This window comes from Pseudomonas sp. ArH3a, from assembly GCF_022648765.1.
In the GTDB taxonomy this organism is placed as follows: domain Bacteria; phylum Pseudomonadota; class Gammaproteobacteria; order Pseudomonadales; family Pseudomonadaceae; genus Aquipseudomonas.
In genome coordinates this window covers 4,167,419-4,185,389 of sequence record NZ_CP080330.1, presented here as the reverse complement: position 1 = coordinate 4,185,389, position 17,971 = coordinate 4,167,419, and the positions used below count along the sequence as shown (strand labels likewise).

The 17,971-nt window shown below is 62.1% G+C and carries 13 protein-coding genes; 2 read left to right on the top strand and 11 right to left on the bottom strand.

What is annotated here, in order from left to right:
* Nucleotides 1–5: 5 nt before the first annotated feature.
* The 9 genes from K0P33_RS19010 to K0P33_RS18970 form a co-directional block, all read right to left on the bottom strand.
* The gene (locus K0P33_RS19010) at nucleotides 6–1,148 is read right to left on the bottom strand and encodes a hypothetical protein (RefSeq protein WP_242150518.1); all 1,143 of its coding nucleotides are present in this window, start codon (nucleotides 1,146–1,148) and stop codon (nucleotides 6–8) included.
* Nucleotides 1,118–2,563 (bottom strand): nucleotide pyrophosphatase/phosphodiesterase family protein, encoded by a 1,446-nt coding sequence (locus tag K0P33_RS19005; protein ID WP_094951853.1) that lies wholly within the window; start codon nucleotides 2,561–2,563, stop codon nucleotides 1,118–1,120. The genes K0P33_RS19010 and K0P33_RS19005 overlap by 31 nt, the downstream gene beginning before the upstream one ends.
* Nucleotides 2,553–3,767 (bottom strand): metabolite traffic protein EboE, encoded by a 1,215-nt coding sequence (eboE, locus tag K0P33_RS19000; RefSeq protein ID WP_242150515.1) that lies wholly within the window; start codon nucleotides 3,765–3,767, stop codon nucleotides 2,553–2,555. Before eboE ends, K0P33_RS19005 begins: the two co-directional genes overlap by 11 nt.
* On the bottom strand, nucleotides 3,764–4,648 hold the full coding sequence (locus K0P33_RS18995; protein ID WP_242150512.1) for a TatD family hydrolase: 885 nt from the start codon (nucleotides 4,646–4,648) through the stop codon (nucleotides 3,764–3,766). The genes eboE and K0P33_RS18995 overlap by 4 nt, the downstream gene beginning before the upstream one ends.
* 32 nt (nucleotides 4,649–4,680) lie before the next feature.
* Nucleotides 4,681–5,364 carry an EboA domain-containing protein gene (locus tag K0P33_RS18990; protein ID WP_242150509.1) on the bottom strand — a complete coding sequence of 228 codons (684 nt, stop codon included), beginning with the start codon at nucleotides 5,362–5,364 and terminating at the stop codon, nucleotides 4,681–4,683.
* Nucleotides 5,361–6,230 (bottom strand): UbiA family prenyltransferase, encoded by an 870-nt coding sequence (locus K0P33_RS18985; protein WP_242156080.1) that lies wholly within the window; start codon nucleotides 6,228–6,230, stop codon nucleotides 5,361–5,363. The genes K0P33_RS18990 and K0P33_RS18985 overlap by 4 nt, the downstream gene beginning before the upstream one ends.
* A gap of 5 nt (nucleotides 6,231–6,235) precedes the next feature.
* Nucleotides 6,236–8,101: a 3-dehydroquinate synthase gene (locus tag K0P33_RS18980; protein WP_094951858.1), complete on the bottom strand. Its 1,866-nt coding sequence runs from the start codon at nucleotides 8,099–8,101 to the stop codon at nucleotides 6,236–6,238.
* Nucleotides 8,102–8,504: 403 nt separating this feature from the next.
* Nucleotides 8,505–9,542 carry a hypothetical protein gene (locus K0P33_RS18975; RefSeq protein ID WP_242150506.1) on the bottom strand — a complete coding sequence of 346 codons (1,038 nt, stop codon included), beginning with the start codon at nucleotides 9,540–9,542 and terminating at the stop codon, nucleotides 8,505–8,507.
* Nucleotides 9,543–9,642: 100 nt separating this feature from the next.
* A complete protein-coding gene (locus K0P33_RS18970) occupies nucleotides 9,643–10,584 on the bottom strand; it encodes a LysR family transcriptional regulator (RefSeq protein ID WP_094951860.1) in 942 nt (313 codons plus the stop codon).
* 109 nt (nucleotides 10,585–10,693) lie between these two features.
* On the opposite strand from K0P33_RS18970, the gene K0P33_RS18965 reads away from it, so the two are divergent.
* Together K0P33_RS18965 and K0P33_RS18960 are read left to right on the top strand one after the other, a co-directional pair.
* Nucleotides 10,694–12,193, top strand: a complete 1,500-nt coding sequence (locus K0P33_RS18965) for a CoA-acylating methylmalonate-semialdehyde dehydrogenase (RefSeq protein WP_242150502.1) — start codon at nucleotides 10,694–10,696, stop codon at nucleotides 12,191–12,193.
* A 1,221-nt stretch (nucleotides 12,194–13,414) separates the two neighbouring features.
* Nucleotides 13,415–14,011: a DUF1629 domain-containing protein gene (locus tag K0P33_RS18960; protein WP_242150500.1), complete on the top strand. Its 597-nt coding sequence runs from the start codon at nucleotides 13,415–13,417 to the stop codon at nucleotides 14,009–14,011.
* 42 nt (nucleotides 14,012–14,053) lie between these two features.
* Here the strand turns inward: K0P33_RS18960 and K0P33_RS18955 are convergent, their stop codons facing one another.
* Together K0P33_RS18955 and K0P33_RS18950 are read right to left on the bottom strand one after the other, a co-directional pair.
* The gene (locus K0P33_RS18955) at nucleotides 14,054–15,319 is read right to left on the bottom strand and encodes a carbohydrate porin (RefSeq protein ID WP_242150497.1); all 1,266 of its coding nucleotides are present in this window, start codon (nucleotides 15,317–15,319) and stop codon (nucleotides 14,054–14,056) included.
* A 51-nt stretch (nucleotides 15,320–15,370) separates the two neighbouring features.
* The gene (locus K0P33_RS18950; protein WP_242150494.1) at nucleotides 15,371–17,782 is read right to left on the bottom strand and encodes a glucose/quinate/shikimate family membrane-bound PQQ-dependent dehydrogenase; all 2,412 of its coding nucleotides are present in this window, start codon (nucleotides 17,780–17,782) and stop codon (nucleotides 15,371–15,373) included.
* Between the last annotated feature and the right edge of the window lie 189 nt (nucleotides 17,783–17,971).

Below are 17,971 nucleotides of genomic sequence, written 5' to 3'. Positions count from 1 at the left end.
GCTCCTTAGCGTTGCCACTGGGCGCGTTTGAGCGACCAGACAAAGTCCAGTTTGTGATAGCCGACAAAGTCGGAGGCCGGCAGTTCGGCGGTGGGGTAGACGATGCCGCCCTGTTGTTTGAGGGCGAAATTGAAGTAGCCCTTAGTCGACGAGTACGCGGCGGTGCTGTGGCACGCGAAGCACGAAGACATGCTCTGGAACGCCGATTCCAACTGGGAGTTGGCGAGCAAGGTGGGCGTGGTATTGGACTGCACGCCGATCAGCTCGTATTGCGCCAGCGTCGGGTAACTCGCCTGAAAACTGACATTGACCGGTTGCGCCGCCGTGGTCGGCCCGGTGCTGTTGGTCATCGGCGTGGGCGGGATCGCGTTGGTCACGGTGTACTTGCCGTTGTTGCGGTTTTCGAAGGTGGTCCACACCCAGTCGGGGTTCAGTTTGTTGATCACGTGCAAACCGCTCAACGCGGCATAACCGACCACGTACTCACTGCCTTGCTGGTAGTAGGTCTGGGCGATGTAGTAGCCGTCGTTGGCCAGTTGCTGCTGATAGGTCGGGTTGTTGCCGATCCACAGCCAGGCGGCCTTCAGTTCCCACGCGGTGGAGGGGAAGTTCAGGTCGCTGGTCAACGCGGCCTGGCCATTCACGTTGTAGACCTTCTGCTGCACGATGTAGTTGAAGGTGTCCGGCCCCATCAGCAGCTGGAAGCGCACCGCCTGGCCTTGCTGGGCTTGCGGCACTTGCGCGCCCATTTCCAGGATCAGCCCGTCCACCTGTTGCGTGGCATTGAGGTTATGGAACATGCGGTTGGCGTTCATGCCCATCGCCTGGGCTTGCGTCAGCACCGCGGGTGGCACGGGCACGCGCTGGGCGTAGGGCAGGGGTTGCGCGCCGTTGGCCAGGTAGACCTGATCCGACGGCTTCATGGTTTCCCAGACCAAGTCAGGGCTTTGTGCCGCAGCGGGTTGGTTGAGGCAGGCAAACCAGTTCCAGGCCAGGGTTTCGGGGCTCTGGGTGAAGGTCGCCCGGGTCTTGTCGATGTCGCCACCAAACTGCAAGAAACCCGTGCAGTCGAAGGGCGTGTTTGCGCCTTGGGCCTGGGCCAGTCCGGCCAGTGCACTCAAGACAGTGATAGATAAGGCTCGCCGCATGGAAGCTCCTTGGCATTGGCCAGTTCCAGGTGTGGGCGCCCCAGGAAATGTTCCAGGAGCAGTTGCTTCACTGCCGTCGCCGCAAGGTGCTGCGGTAACGCCAGATCACAATTGGTGATCAGCAGCGGGCCGGTCTGCGCGCTGCTGGGCAGGCGGCCGTGGCTGCCCCGCACGAGGCGGGTGTCCAGCGGGATCAGGTCCATGTAGTAGCGAAAGCCGAGCTTTTTTTGCAGCAGGCGGCGCGCGACTTTCAGTTTAGGGAAGCGAATCGCCGGGTCGATAAATAGCTCGACCGGGTCGTAGCCGGGCTTGCGGTGGATGTCCACGGTGCGCGCAAAATCCGGCGCCTTGCGCGCGTCCAGCCAGTAGTAGTAATCAAACCAGTAACCCGCCGCGGCCACGGCCACCAACTCGCCGCTGCGTGGGTGGTCCAACTGCCAGGTGCGTTGCTCGGTTTGGTCCAGCACCTGCTCGATACCCGGCTGGCGCTGCAGCAAGGCTTTGACGCGGGGAATGTCCTGCGCCTGCTTCACATACACATGCGCGACCTGATGATCGGCCACCGCAAACGCCGCGCTGGCGCCAGGGTCGAGCAACTCCCAGCTCAAGGATTGGCGCACTTGCAACAGGCCTTCGGCGCGCAGCACGCGGTTGATCGACACCGATTGCTCGACCGCTTCGATGCCGTATTCGGAGAGCAGCATCACCGCCGCGCCCTGCGCCTCGGCAAAGCTCAGCAAGCGGCCCACCTCGGCGTCGATGGCGCGCACTTCATCGGCAATCGACGGATGTTCAGGCCCCACGCGCTGCAAGCTGTAGTCCAGATGGGGCAAGTAAATCAATTGCAGGTGAGGGCGATTGAGCTGGAACTCGGCCATCGCGCAATCGACGATCCAGCGGCTCGAGGCAATGCCCGCCGCCGGGCCCCAGAAGCCATGGAAAGGGAACTCGCCAATCTGCGCCTCGATCTGCTCATGCAGCCCGGGCGGCGACGAATACAAGCCGAACTGCTTGCGCCCATCGGCCGGGTAATGCGGACGCGGGGTGATCGCGGCGTCCACGTCGGCGTACATGTTGTACCACCAGAACAACTGGCTGCAGCGAAAACCCGGGATCTCACGCTTGAGCGTGTGCCAGACTTTTTCGCCCTGGATCAGCGCGTTGGGTTGCAGCCAGAAACGCACTTCAGCCTGGTCGCGAAAGTACCAGCCATTGCCGACAATCCCATGTTGCGACGGCGGCGCGCCGGTGAGGATCGAGGCCTGCACGGTCGAGGTGACGGCGGGGAACACCGGTTGCAGGGTGGCCATCTGGGCGGTCTTGAGCAGGGCATTGATGTGCGGCGTCGCTTCACCCAACAGCGACGGCGTCAGCCCGACCACATTGATCAGCAACAGCGGTTGTTCAGAGGGCATCGGCGTATACCTTCTGCACGTGCAACAGGTTGCGCTGGCGCAGTTGTTCTTCGACCCAGCGCAGTTCGGCGGCAATGCCTTGCAATTGCGCAGGCTCGGTGGCGGGCCGCAGCTCAAAGGGCAGCACGCCCCAACTGTAGGTTTCCACCTCCAGCACCGGGCGGAAATCGCCATGGGCCGCCAGGTAGTCGAAGGTCTGCGCCAGCGCCACTTGGCTGCCGCTGAGTTCGGGCAACAACAGGTGTTCGCTGAACAGTGGAATGTGGAAATGGATGCGCAGTTCGTTGAACCCGGCGCAATGCGTCAGGGCGGCGGGCAGGTCCGGCCAAGCCACTCGGCGGCCCTGTGCGTCGAGCGCCTTCACTTGGTGCAAGTAGGTGATTTCGGCAAAGCTGCTCAGGGTCTTGAGCACGTGTTCGCGGCGCTGTTCATCGTCAGACGGCAGGCGGCAAATCAGCGCGTTGGACAGCTGGACCTTGCCCACCGGCACCCCGGCCTCACGCAGCCGGTCCAGCGACTGGTAGCAGTCTTCAAACATCACCGCCTGGTGGCACACATCAAAACACAGTGCCAGGTAGGCATGGTTCGGGTCCATGGCTTGCCGGCGCTGGAAGAACGCGATGGCCTGCTCGGTAGTCTCCAGCACGCAGTCCGGTTCCATCTCCAGGCAGAACACGATTTTCTTGCCGGTTTCCCAATGCAGGTGGGCGAGTGCGGCGGTGAGTTGGCTCAGGTGCTCATCGGCGCGTGCCTGCAAGGCCTCGTTCCAGGTGGCGGCATAGCCCAGCGGTACGCTGGAAATCACCCCTTGGCGGCAGTCGGGAGGCAAGGCATGAGCGAGGATGCGCGCCAGGTCCAGGCTGTAGGCTAGCCGTTGCGGGTCGGCCCAGTTGGGCAGGTAGACGTCGGCTTTCACCGCGCCCTGATGGAATTCACCATAGGGGAAACCGTTCAGTGACGTCAGGCGCAGGCCGCTGTGCTGGAGCAATGCCAGGAACTGCACACGCGCCGAATCCTGCTGTAGTTGCGCCGCCGCGTGAGCGCAAATCCACAGGCCGCTGTCCTGTTCCTCTAGCCCGCGCAGGCTGCGCACGCCTTGAAAGTGCTGCTTGATGGAGGCGCGTAACCCGGCCAGGTCACGGGCCGGGTGCACGTTGCTGCAATACCCGACCTGGGCGGCCGTCCAGCTGCTGGCGGCACTCATTTGACCACCGGGTCCTGGCCGCGCAGGGCCGAGTTTTCCTGCCATTGCTTGCGCTGGTCGATGGGCAGTGGCGTGCTGACCAAGGCCTTGTCCAACTGGCCGCTCTGGGCAAAAAAGTCCACCGGGTTGTGGAACAGCACCTGTTCCACCTGGGCTTCAGTAAAGCCCGCTGCCAACATCGCCTGGCCGGTCTTGGGCACTTTCAGTGGGTCGCTGATGCCCCAGTCGGCGGCGCTGTTGACCACCATTTTTTCGGTGCCGTATTCCTTGAGCAAGGCGACCATGCGCTGCTCCGACATCTTGGTGTTGGGGTAGATGGAATGGCCGCGCCAGCACTCGCTGTCGAGCACCAGCGGCAAGGTCAGTTCGTTGAGGTGGTCGATGATCACCAGGTGCTCGGCGATCCCCACGTCGCGGATCACCGCCAGGGTGCGTTTGGTGCCGCCGATCTTGTCGCGGTGTGGCGTGTGCACCAGCACCGGCAGGTTGAATTGCTTCGCAAGCTCAAGCTGCGCGGCAAGAAAGCGATCTTCTTCAGGGGTGATGTCGTCGTAGCCGATTTCGCCAACCGCGACCACGCCTTCTTTCACCAGGTAGCGCGGCAGAATCTCCAGCACTTCATTGGCGATCGACAGGTCATTCGCTTCTTTGGGGTTCAGGCCGATGGTGCAGAAATGGTGGATGCCGAACATGCTCGCGCGAAAGCGTTCCCAGCCCAGCAGCGTGTCGAAGTAGTCGACAAAACTGCCGACGCTGGTACGCGCCTGGCCCTGCCAGAACGCCGGTTCGATGACGCCGGTGATGCCGGCGGCCGCCATGTTCTGGTAGTCGTCGGTGGTGCGGCTGACCATGTGAATATGCGGATCAAAGTACTTGAGCATGGTGAATCCTCGTCAAGGGAAGGCGATGTGCGTCAGTTCAGGTAGGCGTGCCATTGCACCGGCAAACGCAAGCCGCGCAGGCGCTGCAGTTGCGCCGGGCTGAGCAGCTCGAAGGCAATCACCCGGGGCAGCCCGGGGGACACGGTTCGTTCGGCGGCGAGTTGTTCGTCGAGCAGGTCGAGGGCCAACTGATTAAGCGTGACGCCGTGGCGTTGCGTGAGGCCGACCAGGCGCCCCACGTCGAGGCCCATGCCGAGTGCCTTGAGCACCAGTTGGTGAAAGGCGCGCTCCGAGTAGTGGCGTGACGGGTAGGCCGTGTCGAGGGCGAGGGCGGCAAACACCTGCGGGTTGCTGGTGCGCCCGGCCTGCAAGGCCAGTTCCAGGCACTCGCCGTCGCTGTCGAGCCAGTCGAGGGCGCTGAGCAGAGCGATTTTTTCCTGATCGTCGCCCCACAGGAACAGCTGGCGCAGCAGCGGCAACTGCTCGGCAGCCTCGGTGTATTCGAGTGCCTGGGCCAGCAGCAACCCGCGCGCTAATTTCACCGCAGGTGCCGGCAGGTAACGCTTGCACTGGCCGCTCAACAGCGCCGCTGTGGTGGCGCTGGGTTGCTGGGCAAGCTGTGCCTGCGCCGCTTGCCACCCTTGCAGTTCGGTGGCTTCCAGTTGCTCGCTCAGGGTTTGTTGGCGTTCGGTGAGGCCATCCTGGCGTATGTTCATGTCGGCTTGATCCAACGCTGAAAGTGGGGGAGCAGAAAAAACACCAACACACACAACAGGCTGCCCAACGGCTGGTTGGCTACCGCCAGCACCAGTGCATCGAACAACGGCAAGGCGGCCAGGCCTGCGCCGATAAACGCGCGGACGTTTCTGTGCTGCGGGTGGGCCAGGTGCTTCCAGTAGTGCCAGCCCAGCCAGGCCAACCACAGCAGCAGCACCGGCCAGAACCACAGGTTGTTGGAATAGAACGCCAGGGCCAGCGGGCTGAGCATCAGCAGCAACGGCAGGCGGCTGATCAACTGGTTGCGGTGTTCCTGGCGCGCCAGGTAGGTCAGGCCGCTGATGTACACACCGAGCAGAATCGCGCACAGCCAGATTGGCTCCGGCGGCACCGCCAGGCTGGCCGCCGCCGTGAGGTAAAGCGCCGAGCGGCAGGCGCCCATCAGCCACACGCTGTGGGCGTATTTCTTGTGCAGCAGGTTGTAGCCGACGATGCAGCCGACCAGCAGCACCACGCCGCCAAGCAGCCAATGCGGCTGGTCGATCAAGCGGCTCAAGCCCAGCACCGCCGCGGCGGCAAGGATCAGCAACAGTGCGGTGGCCAGGCCGACTTGCTGGCGGCTGGCCAAACCCAGGGTGATCGGGCGCGGGTTGTGATGTTGCTGGTCCCAATCAGCATCGAGCCAGTCGTTCAACAGCATGCCGGCCAGGTACAGCAACGACAGCGTGATCAACAGCAGCACCCACACCTGCGACGACGGCGGCGCCAGCGCGCCGGCACTGCTGGCGAGCAGGGCGGCGGCCAGGGTGTTGGTCCACACCGTGGGCAGGTTGGAAACCCGGCCGAGGGTCATCCAGGTTTTCATCGGGCTCATTGTGCGTAACCCTCACCCAGTGGCAGCGGCGCAACACTGCGCGACGCCAGCCGTTGCAGCGCCGCCTGCATCTTCGCGCTGTCGATTTCATGCAGGTCCACCGACTGGCCGATGCGGTTGAGCATCGGGATCGACAGTTGCCCACCCAAGTGCTGGCGGAACTCCTCCAGGCCTAGCAGCAGCGGCGAGCGGCCCTGTGCATCGATCAAACTCAGCTCCGGCGGGCACAGGTTGAAGCCCAACGTGCACAACAGGTTCATCACCCGCTCAGTGTCGGTATCGCCGAGCAGCCCCAATGCATTGGCATACAACCCATCCAACGCCATGCCCACCGCGACCGCTTCGCCATGGCGCAGCCGGTGGTGGCTGAGGTTTTCCAGTTTGTGCGCGGCCCAGTGCCCGTAATCCAGCGGCCGACCGTTACCGCGTTCGAACGGGTCGCCGGCACCGGTGATGTGCGCCAGGTGCAGCTCGGCGCAGCGGCGAATCGCGTAGCGGCTGGCGGGGTGATCGAAGCGGGCGAGGGCGTCGGCGTGCTGCTCCATCCACTCGAAAAATGCCTGGTCCTTGATCAGCGCCACCTTGACCGCCTCGGCCAGCCCGGCGATCTGGTCGCGGCGGGTCAGGCTGGTGAGCAACTGGAAGTCATTGATCACCGCCGTGGCGGGGTAGAAGGCGCCCAGCAGGTTTTTCTGGCCGAAGGCATTGATGCCGTTTTTTACGCCAATGCCGGCGTCGTTCTGGGCCAGCACGGTGCTGGGAATTCGGATCAGGCGAATGCCGCGGTGGAAGGTGGCGCAGGCGTAGCCCACCGCATCCAGCACCGCGCCGCCGCCTAGGGCCAGCACGTAGCAGTGCCGGTCCAGGCCGTGTTGCAGCATGTCGGTGTAGAGCTGCTCCAGCACTTGCGCGTTTTTGCTCAGCTCACCGGCCGGCACGGCGATGGGCGCGGCGTGCACGTGCAGGTCGGCATGGGCGGCGAAGTAGGCGTCGATCTGTGCCAACAACTGAGGCGCGCTGTGCAGCAGTTGCTCATCGGCAAACACCATCACCTTCACCGGCCCGTTGTGTGGGTGAGTGAGTTGCTGATGCAGGCACGGGTTGAGCGGGTCGAACAGGTGGTCGGTGAAGATCACCGGGTAGTCGTAACGGACCTCGAACCGCCCGCGCAGGGGCTGATCCACACTGGGCTTGCGCTTGAACAGGCTGTAACCGGCCACAAACGCCAGCGGCAACACCATGCTGGCGAGGAGGGTGACCAGCAGCGCGTGCTGCTCGATCAGCAACGTGCCAATGGCGGTGTAGGCCAGCGCCAGCCCCGCATTCGCCAACGTGGTAATCAGCAAAAACGCGCGCAGCGGATAACGCTGCATCCCGGCGGCCACTACCGACGTTTCCGCCAACACCGGCACACCGCGCAGGCAGATCAACGACAACGTACCCAGCCGATACGCCAACTGCCCAGGCTGGCGCTGATGCAGCCCAAGGCGGCCGGACAGCAACCGAAAATAACCGGCCCCCAGCGCATAACCCAACCCGGCGCCCAGGCACAGCCCGATGAAAATCACCAGGTAACCCCCGAGGCTGCCGAGTACGGCCACCGCCAGCAGCGCGACCATGCTCGACGGCACCGGCAGCACCACGTCGAGGGCGAGCAGGGCGATCAGCAGCAGTGCCAGGTTGAATGCTTGGGCAGGTGTCGAGGGTTGGTACAGGTTGAGGTGAGTCAGGAACGCTTGGATCTGTTGTTCAAACAACAGGAAGCTGGCAATCACCAGCACAGAAAAGCCCATCAACGACAGCCAAAAATGCGCGGCTGGCCCCTTTTTCGAAAACGCACGATACCACCGGCTGCGCTTCATCAAAGCATCCCTTTTGAGAGTTAAGACTTAAGTTCCGTGTCACTGTTAAGCGCTGTTTTTAGAGCAATAGAACCCCTGGCCTGAAGGGCGGGTTGTATACGTAATGGCTGATGGCTTTCACGGTATTCATGAACTTAGCCGGTTGTGGTTGTTTTGCAAGTTTGCGAAGGGATGTGTTTGAAACTGGCGTTTTAGGAGGCGCAGCCAGGCGGTGTTTATTCAGTGTTTACAATTAGTTGTATGGACTTTTTCCGCGCGTCAATAAGCCGTTGTTCGTGGCCCTTGCCAGTAAAAACTTAATCAATAAGTCGCTAGGTTCGTTATGTAGATTATTGCCGCTGGCTATATGTAACTCTAACAGCGGCGGGTGGTTGGGAACGGTTCCGCTTAACTCGGTGAGGGGTTAAGGCGCCGTGTCTGGTACCGCCCGATACACCGCGACCTGGTCCGAACGAATGGTCTCTTTCAACGTATACGTCGAGCCCGTCTTGATCTTGACCTTCCACTGTTGCGCCGCCTGGGAAGCGTTGGCGTTAAAGGCGGCGTCCGGGACGGCGGCGAAGGTGTCGTAGCGATACAGGGTGTAGGGCACGCTCGGCTTCAACCCGGAGACCGTCACGGTCAATGCCAACGCGGCAGACGGGGGCCGGGTATTGGCGTGTTGCGCCATCGGCGGTTGCTCGTCGATCACCTCGGTCCACAGCCGCACCGGCAGCGTCTGGCCGTCGTGATCGATGATGCCGGTCACTGCCACGCCGAACTGCCTGTTGCGCGGCAGGGAATACAGCGCCTGTGACGGCGCGTTGGCCTCCTGACGATTGGCCTGGAAGCGGTCGAACGAGAAGTGATACCGATACGCCGGGGCGCCGTCGGGTGACCAGAGGCCGTTGTCGCTCAGGGCCAGCACATCGTCGGGGTAAGCGTGCGGCGGTAACGTCAGCGGGTATTTCGACGAGATACCGTTCACCGGCACGATATGGTCGTACTGCGCGTCGCCGGCCTCGGCCTCAGTGGAGCCTTGGAACGCGTGCATGTTTTCATACACACCGATGATCACCGGGTAACCGGCCAGCACATTGCCCTTTAACCACGTCAGGAAGGCGTTGGCGTCCGGCGTGTTGACACTGTTCCACTGCACCGCCTGCAAATGCATCCGGGCGGCGGCGGCGCCATCGTTCACACCCACCAGCAACTGGCTCCCCGCTTTGGACTGGTCAATACCCGGGCTGGCAATGGCCCGGGCGTCGTATTGGGAAACGTACTGGCCGTAGTAGAGCCCGGCGCTGACGAAGGCCGCTTCACCGCAGTAACCGAAGTTCGCCGTCCATTGCAGACGCGGCGGGATATCGTTCTTCAGACGGGCGGCGCCAACGTCTTGAGCCCAGAGCCCTGCGGGCAACAACAGGACCATGAGCAGTACGCGTGGGTTGAGGGCCAACATGTCGATCGCCTTTGAACGTAGGGCTGATCAGGTTATCGACTCTCGATGGAGTTTCCCGTGAGGTTGTGTGGAGAAACGATGACCATGCTGGGTGCAGACTTCAATTGCCCACGAAGCGAAAACCACCGGATAGCTTGTCCTTGAGAAACCCCACCAACGCAGTCACTGACTTCGGCACATGCGGGGAGTACGGCCGAATCAAGTAAATCTCATCGGCAAACGCGCCTTTGAGCGTCCAGCCCTTGAGCACCTGCACCAACGTGCCACTGGCCAGCGCGGCATGCGCGCTGAAATCCGGGAGCAGGGCGATGCCCAGGTGGTTGAGCGCCGAGTCACGCAGGGCTTCGCTGTTGTTGGTGGAAAAGCTGCCGGCGATGGGCACGGTGATGCGCTCGACTTTTTTGCCGCCGCGTTCGAAGGTCCACGCCGGCTGGTCGGTGCCCCGTGGGTAGTACAGGCAGTTATGCGTGCTGAGATCGCTGGGTTCACGCGGCTCGCCGTGCTGTTGCAGGTAGGCCCGCGTGGCGACCAGCACCGAGCCGGTGTCGCACAGTTTCCACGCCACATGGGTTTCCGGCACCTGGAAGCCGTGTCGCACCGCCAGGTCGTAGCCTTCGGCGGCCAGCGAACTCAGGGCGTCCGACACGTCCAGCTGGATGCGCACCTGGGGATAGCGCTGCAAGAATTCGGACAGGTGCGGCACCAATTGTTGTCGGGCAAACGCTACCGGTGCGGTGAGGCGGACCAGGCCGCGAATCTCCCCGGCAGAGTCGCGCACCGAGGAGAAGCTGCGGGCGATGTGTTCATAGGCGCTACGCACTTCGCGGGTCAATGACTGCCCCGCATCGGTCAGCCGCACGCTACGTGTGGTACGGGTGACCAGCCGTGTACCTGTGGCCTTTTCCAGGTCCGAGATACGCTGGCTGACCGCGGATTTGCTCACGCCCAGGCGCGCGGCGGCGGCGGTGTAGGTGCCTTGCTCCTCCAGCACTGACAGCCAGTGAATATGCGTCCAGAGCCCCTCGATCTCAGCCTTTTCCATGATTCTATTGTTCGCTTATAAGGACAATAAGTTCTGGATTCTGCTCTGGTTTGGAACAAACCGAAAGCCTATCGTGGGCTCCAACGTTACCGACCTGGGATCAACTGCCATGAGCATCACCCTCGAGCACTACATCAACGACCAGCGCGTTTCCCGCGATGATCGCTATCAGGACGTCTACAACCCGGCCACTGGCGAGGTGACCGGCCGTGTCGCGTTGGCCAGCCGCCAGACCGTGGGCGAAGCCGTCGCCGCCGCCCAAGCCGCGTTTGCCGGCTGGGCCGACACGCCGCCGATCCGCCGTGCCCGTGTGCTGTTCGAGTACCTGCACCTGTTGCGCGAACGCAAGGACGACCTGGCGCGCATCATCGTCGCCGAACACGGCAAGGTGTTCACCGACGCCCAGGGCGAAGTCGACCGGGGCATCGACATTCTCGAATTCGCGTGCGGCATTCCGAACCTGCTCAAGGGCGAACATTCCGACCAGGTTTCGCGGGGCATGGACAACTGGACGATGCGCCAGCCACTGGGTGTGGTTGCCGGCGTGACGCCGTTCAACTTCCCGGTGATGGTGCCGATGTGGATGTACCCGATCGCCATCGCCGCGGGCAACACCTTCATCCTCAAGCCAAGCCCGACGGACCCGAGCGCCTCGCTGTTCATGGCCGAGCTGCTGCGCGAAGCCGGCTTGCCCAAAGGCGTGTTCAACGTGGTGCAGGGCGACAAGGAAGCGGTGGATGCACTGATCGAACACCCGGACGTCAAGGCCGTGAGCTTTGTCGGCTCTACGCCGATTGCGCAATACATCTATGAAACCGGCGCCCGCAACGGCAAGCGTGTGCAAGGCCTGGGCGGCGCGAAAAACCACATGGTGGTGATGCCCGATGCGGACATCGAAAAAACCGTCGATGCGCTGATGGGCGCGGCTTACGGCAGTGCCGGCGAGCGCTGCATGGCGATCTCGGTGGCGGTGCTGGTGGGCGATGTGGGCGACAAAGTCATCGCTGCCCTGACCGAGCGCGCCAAGCTACTGCGCATCACCGACGGCCGCGATTTAAAGGCCGAGATGGGCCCGATCGTTTCGCGCGCGGCACTGGAGCGCATCAGCGGCTACATCGAACAAGGCGTGCAAGCCGGCGCGCAATTGCTGCTCGATGGGCGTGACTACGTGCCCACCGAACCGGGCCTGGAAAACGGCTTCTGGCTCGGCGCTACCTTGTTCGATCACGTGACGAAAGACATGAGCATCTACCGCGAAGAAATCTTCGGCCCGGTGCTGGCCTGCGTGCGCGTGGATGACTTTGCCGAGGCGATCAAGCTGGTCAACGACCACGAATTCGGCAACGGCGTCAGCTGTTTTACCCGCGACGGTAATATTGCCCGCGAGTTTGCACGGCGTATCGAAGTGGGCATGGTCGGCATCAACGTGCCGATCCCGGTACCGATGGCCTGGCACGGTTTTGGTGGCTGGAAGAAGAGCTTGTTTGGTGACATGCATGCCTACGGCACTGAAGGCGTGCGCTTCTACACCAAGCAGAAGTCGATCATGCAGCGTTGGTCGGAGAGTATTGAGCAGGGCGCGGAGTTTGCGATGCCCGTGTCTAAGTAACATCGGAACACTGTAGGTCAACGGTGGGAGCGGGCTTGCCTGCGATGGGCATAGGTATCTACGCAACTTCTTGTGTCGTGCTAGGCCGATGACGGGTTTTTAGGTAGCTATGAGTGCATATCCGTTGCTGCGGTAACGGCTTCGTATGGTTCCGCCCTTACGGCGGGTCACTTTTGGAAAAGAGCCCCAAAAGTAACCAAAAGGGCTCTTGCCCCACCACTCGGTGCCTCGCCTAGGCTCGGCATGCCCTCACTCCGGCTTGAATCCGTGGGCCGCCGCCATGGGCCATCCTTGGCCCATCGCGGCTAACCCGGCGTCCTGCCGGGTTACCCACGGATTCAAGCCTGCGTTCGGCCATCGTGGTTTAACGGGGCGCCTCAGATCAAGATCAAAAGCAGACCAAAAGCAAGAGCACGGCGGCCTAGTAGCCGACCTGAGTGGTAGAAGCAAAAGCACGGCAGTACACTCTCTGTCTGATGTACTGAGATCCCAATGTGGGAGCGAGCAAGCCCGCTCCCACAATTTTGACCGAGTTTAGCTGCCAGCACTGCAATGCTCTGCTTTTCTGTGGGAGCTGGCTTGCCTGCGATGCAGACACCTCGGTGTATCAGGCATAGCCAGTTGATGTCATCGCAGGCAAGCCAGCTCCCACATTAGATTGAGTTCAGTTTCAAATATCAGGTCGGCTGTCAGGCCGCCTCGGCAGTGCTTTTGATTTAACCACTCAGGTCGGCTACTAGGCCGCCGTGCTTTTGCTTTTGATCTTGATCTTAGGCGCCCCGTTAACCACGCTGGCCGAACGCAGGCTTTGGAGCGTGGGTAAACCGGCAGGACGCCGGTTTAGCCGCGATGGGTCAAGGATGGCCCATGGCGGCGGCCCACGGTCCAAAGCCGGAGTGAGGGCACACCGAGCCTAAGCGAGGTGCCGAGTGGTGGGGCAAGAGCCCTTTTGGTTACTTTTGGGGCTCTTTTCCAAAAGTGACCCGCCGTAAGGGCGGAACCCATAGCAGCCGTTACCCAAATAACGGATATGCACCCAGCACCCCCCCGCGACAACCAAAGAACTCAACCCATAAAAAGATGTGTAGATACCTATGCTGCGATGGCGGTGTATCAGTCGTGCATTCGCTGGCAGACCCACCGCCATCGCGAGCAAACGCGGCTCCCACATGACTCAGGTGCTTCATACTGTCGGCTGGCGCGGGGGAAAGGATGAATGACATGCGGTATTACTTACTCAGACCGGATCACGCAGTACCGGAAAAATGGGTACTTGGGGACATACGGCACGTTAATAACTGGCACTTCAGAGATCCGCCAGTTAATTACATGGAGCCAGGCAGTTACACCCTCGACGTCAGGTTTGAAGGCGCTGAGGTTGATTACGCTTTGGCGGGTTATGGCAGTGTCCCGGTATTGAGCAGAAGAGCGCGTGATGCATTAGTGGGCTTGCCGGAGGTGGATGAGCCTTATCACCACCTCGTACTTGAGCCGGTGCAAATCGCGAACACGCGCGTTGAACAGGACTATTTCGTGATGATCATCGAGACGCAGGTTGAATGCGTCGATGAACAGCGCTCGGAATATCAGCGGTATACCGTAGATGATCCGGTGAGGCCGGACTTGGCGGGGGATTATCGCGGCTTTACCAGGCTCGTTATTGACCCGGTAAAAGTAGCTCGCCGAGATATTTTCAGGCTTAAGCACTATCTAGGCGCAATCATCGTCAGTGAAGAAGTAAAACGTCGCTTCGAAAGAGCTGGGGTAGTCGGCATAGCATTTGATTCGGTGAATGGTGACAAAACCACGGTGACCTAGGCGCGAGAAGCTGCTGTCGCTCGCACCTAGGCCGTCATCCCGTCAGAAAGCGGCTTTCACTTGTAAGCCCAATACCCATGCATTATCGATATCCACCCCGGAAAACGCCCCCGGCTCAATGATGTATTGCACATCCGGGCGCAGGGTCAGCCATGGCGTGGCCTGGTAGCCGTAGCTGAGTTCGATCAGTTGCTCGGCATTGTTCAGGTTGGGGTAGTCCGCCCCCGCGTTGAACGCTGCCAGTTCCTGCACGTCGCGACTGCGCGGGTTCGGCACCGCGCGGCCATAACCCAAGGCGACGGTATCGCGTGGGCGACCTTCAAACGGCTTGTACAGCACCACGCCCGCGCCATACCACTTGCTGAACGGCGAGGCGGCCTCACTGGCGGCCGAGTATTGGCCGAAAGCATGCAGCACGCGCCCGGCAGACGAACTGGACGCCCACACCGCCTGATCAATCAGCAGGTAGTGACCGCCACGGCCGCTGACCTCCTTGTTGCTGCCGATGCGTTTCACGTTGGAGCTGTCGTAGTAATACCCCAGCTTGTATTCACCCGGCAGAGTGCCCGCGTGCTTGTACACCAGCTCGATGGGCACCACGGTACCGGTGGTGTGTTTGGGCTCCAGGTGCCAGGCGCGGCTGGCGTTGCCGTTGCTCGACGGGTCGACATTGAACGCCGCCACGCGCAGTTGCCAGGACGGTGAAAAGTCGTATTTCACTCGCGCGCCGAGGTGCGCGTTCGGGTAGTTGGCCCAGCCGCTGCCGCCGGACATGTTCAGCGGGTGGCCGCAGAAACCGGCGTTCATGAAGTTGCACAGGATGCCGCTGTCGAGGCCACCGAGGTCATTGCCCATTGCCATGTAGCCGAGCTTGACGTTCAGCGCGGGGGTAAACAGCGTGCGCTCGTAGCTCAGCTCGGTGAGCCGTGTGTAGAGACCGCCGTAGTTTTCCTGGATCGGCAGGCGGTTGCCCACCAAGTCTTCGGAGGCACTGCTGCCACGCCGGTCGTTGATGGTCAGCTGGATGCGGTCGCCATTGTTCAGGCCGTAGAGCTTGCCCAAGTCGAACTGCACGCCAAGCTTGATGTTTTGCGAGTAGCGCGCCGAGCGGTGCTGGCCGCCGTCGGCGTTGTAGGCGGTCTCGCCGCTGTAGTCGCCGGTGAAGCGGATGCCTTGCTCGTCGAGTTCACGGCGCAGGCCGCCCCAGTCGCCGGTCAGGGTGGTGTCGTCGGCTTGAACGGGCAGGGCGGCCGCAAAGGCCAGGCCCAGCACCAGGCCGCCAAAGGGCAGATGAGAAGTGGGGTTCATGCGTGGTTTCCAAACAGAAGCGCGGTGCGGGGGCACCGCGCGAACACAGGGTTATTCCGGCAGTGCGTAGGCGATCACGTAGTCGCCACGGTCGGTGGACTGGCGCGCGCCGCCGGCGGTGATAACGATGTATTGCTTGCCGGTTTTCGGCGACACGTAGGTCATCGGGCCACCTTGGCTGCCCACTGGCAGGCGGGCCTTCCAGACTTCATCACCGTTGCCGCTGTTGAAGGCGCGCAGGTAGAAGTCCTGGGTGCCGGCGATAAAGATCAGGCCGCCCTGTGTCGACAGCGTGCCGCCCAGGGTTGGCAGGCCGACCTTGATTGGCAGGTGCATGCGGATGCCCAAGGGGCCGGTGTCTTCAACGGTGCCGACCGGCACTTGCCAGGCGATCTGCTGGGTCTTCATGTCAATGGCCGTCAGGGTGCCGAACGGTGGCGCCTGGCACGGAATGCCGGCGACCGACAGGAAGCGGTTTTTGTTCACCGCATACGGTGTGCCTTTGAGCGGCACGGCGCCCATGCCAGTGTTCAGCGCTTCGCCACCGGTCGAGGTCTGGGCCTTGTTCTGGGACGGCACCATCTGGATCCACAGGCCCAGGCGCATGTCGTTGACGAAGATAAAACCGTGCACCGGGTCAGTGGAAATACTGCCCCAGTTCATGCCGCCCAGGGAGCCCGGGAAGCTCAGCGATTTATCGGTGCCTGGCGCGGTGTACAGACCTTCGTAGCGCATGCCTTTGAAATCAATGCGGCACAGCAGTTGGTCGTACGGCGTGGCGCCCCACATGTCCGATTCGCTCAGGGTTTGCGCGCCGATTTGCGGCATGCCCACCGATTTAGGCTGGGTCAGCGAGTAGGGCTCGTTAAGGATGTTGGCGGCCTTGACCGGCACTTCCTTGACGTCGGTCAGCGGCTTGCCGGTGGCGCGGTCGAGCACATAGATCTGCCCGGCCTTGGTGCCGATCACCACCGCCGGTACAGGTTTGTCGCTGCCCGGTGGAGTGAAGTCGATCAGGCTCGGCTGCATCGGCAGGTCGAAGTCCCAGAGGTCATTGTGGACGGTCTGGTACACCCACTTTTCTGCACCGGTGGAGGCGTCCAGCGCCAGCACCGAGGCGCCGTATTTGTGGTTGAGTTGGGTACGTTCCACGCCATAGATGTCAGTGGACGAGCTGCCCATCGGCAGGAAAACCGTGTTCATCAACGGGTCATACGACATCGGCGCCCAACTGTTCGGGGTGCTGCGCACGTAGGTGCTGCCGGCGGCCGGGGCTCTCTTGTCCTCGGGGTTGCCCGGGTCGAAGGCCCAGCGCATTTGCCCACTGATCACGTCGAAACCACGGATCACGCCGCCGGGCATGTCGGTCTGCACGTTATCCGCCACACGCCCGCCCACCACCACGGTGGTGCCGGCGATCAGCGGTGCCGAAGACAGTTGGTAGTAGCTGTCCGGCACATTGCCCAGGCCGGCTTTCAAATCCACTTGGCCGTGGGTGCCGAAGTCTTCGCAGAACTTGCCGGTGTCGGCGTCCACTGCGATCAGGCGCGCATCAATGGTGTTGGTCAGCAAGCGACGCTGGCACTGCGCACCGGCGGGTACGCTGGCCGCGATAATTGGCGAGCTGTTCGGCTGGGTCGGTTGAGCAATCGGCGCGGTGGCGTCGAAATACGCCATGCCCCGGCAACGCTGCCACACCGCCGACGTGGCGTTAACTTCGTTCTTCCACAGCTCTTTGCCGGTGTCGGCATCCAGTGCGATCAGGTTGTTGTGCGGCGTGCAGATGAACACCTTGTTGCCGATTTGCAGGGGTGTCAGTTGGTCTTCGGCACCGTTGCCGTCGCTGATGGCCACGTCGCCGGTGTGGTAGGTCCACGCCACTTTGAGCTTGTTGACGGTGTCGCGGTTGATCTGGTCCAGCGCCGCAAAACGGCTGCCGCCTTCGGTATTGCCGTAGTGCGCCCAGTCTTTCTGCGCATCGGCCGCCGCCACCGGCGTGATGCCGGGGCCTTTGCCGGTTGGCGCTACGCTTGGGTGCGCGACGAACATATTGCCCGCCGCTACCGCCACGCCAACGGCCATCACGGCCGCGATGCCGTAAGCACCACGTGCAGGCCTGCCGGCCAGCAGCGGGTACACCAGCGCCACCACCACACCGATCACCGCAAACATGAACAGCCGCGAGAACAGTGGCCAGAACACCAGGCCGACATCCGCCACCGCCCACACGGCCGTGCCCACCAGGAAGGCCGCGAACAACCACGCGCCAGTCGGTTTACCCCGCGCGATCAACAGACCAGAAACCGCCATGGCCACGCCGCCGATCAAGAAGTACCAGGAACCGCCCAGGCTGACCAGTTTGGCGCCGCCAACGGCCATGGCCACGCCGAGCAGGGCAATGACAATGCCCAGTCCCAGCAGGAGAAATCTAGAGGCGCCAGCGGCGCGCGATGCTCGTTTCATATCGACAGAACTCGAAGGTGAGTGGGCAAAGACGCGATTTTAGCAAGATAAGTAACTAGTTAGTACATTGCGCCTGGTAATAGTCTTTTACAGGCTTGGGGATGATGGGGTGAGGTTTAGCGCCATTGTGGTGAACGGGCTAACTGTGGCGATTAGGCTCGGTGTGCCTGCGTTCGGCCAGCGTGGTTT

Excerpts from the sequence above, each read along its gene's own strand:
- K0P33_RS18965 (WP_242150502.1), top strand. The coding sequence starts at position 10,694 with ATGAGCATCACCCTCGAGCACTACATCAACGACCAGCGCGTTTCCCGC.
- K0P33_RS18995 (WP_242150512.1), bottom strand. The coding sequence starts at position 4,648 with ATGCTCAAGTACTTTGATCCGCATATTCACATGGTCAGCCGCACCACC.
- K0P33_RS18960 (WP_242150500.1), top strand. The coding sequence starts at position 13,415 with ATGCGGTATTACTTACTCAGACCGGATCACGCAGTACCGGAAAAATGG.
- K0P33_RS18950 (WP_242150494.1), bottom strand. The coding sequence starts at position 17,782 with ATGAAACGAGCATCGCGCGCCGCTGGCGCCTCTAGATTTCTCCTGCTG.
- K0P33_RS19005 (WP_094951853.1), bottom strand. The coding sequence starts at position 2,563 with ATGCCCTCTGAACAACCGCTGTTGCTGATCAATGTGGTCGGGCTGACG.
- K0P33_RS18985 (WP_242156080.1), bottom strand. The coding sequence starts at position 6,230 with ATGAAAACCTGGATGACCCTCGGCCGGGTTTCCAACCTGCCCACGGTG.
- K0P33_RS18955 (WP_242150497.1), bottom strand. The coding sequence starts at position 15,319 with ATGAACCCCACTTCTCATCTGCCCTTTGGCGGCCTGGTGCTGGGCCTG.
- K0P33_RS18990 (WP_242150509.1), bottom strand. The coding sequence starts at position 5,364 with ATGAACATACGCCAGGATGGCCTCACCGAACGCCAACAAACCCTGAGC.
- K0P33_RS18980 (WP_094951858.1), bottom strand. The coding sequence starts at position 8,101 with ATGAAGCGCAGCCGGTGGTATCGTGCGTTTTCGAAAAAGGGGCCAGCC.
- K0P33_RS18970 (WP_094951860.1), bottom strand. The coding sequence starts at position 10,584 with ATGGAAAAGGCTGAGATCGAGGGGCTCTGGACGCATATTCACTGGCTG.
- K0P33_RS19010 (WP_242150518.1), bottom strand. The coding sequence starts at position 1,148 with ATGCGGCGAGCCTTATCTATCACTGTCTTGAGTGCACTGGCCGGACTG.
- K0P33_RS18975 (WP_242150506.1), bottom strand. The coding sequence starts at position 9,542 with ATGTTGGCCCTCAACCCACGCGTACTGCTCATGGTCCTGTTGTTGCCC.
- eboE (WP_242150515.1), bottom strand. The coding sequence starts at position 3,767 with ATGAGTGCCGCCAGCAGCTGGACGGCCGCCCAGGTCGGGTATTGCAGC.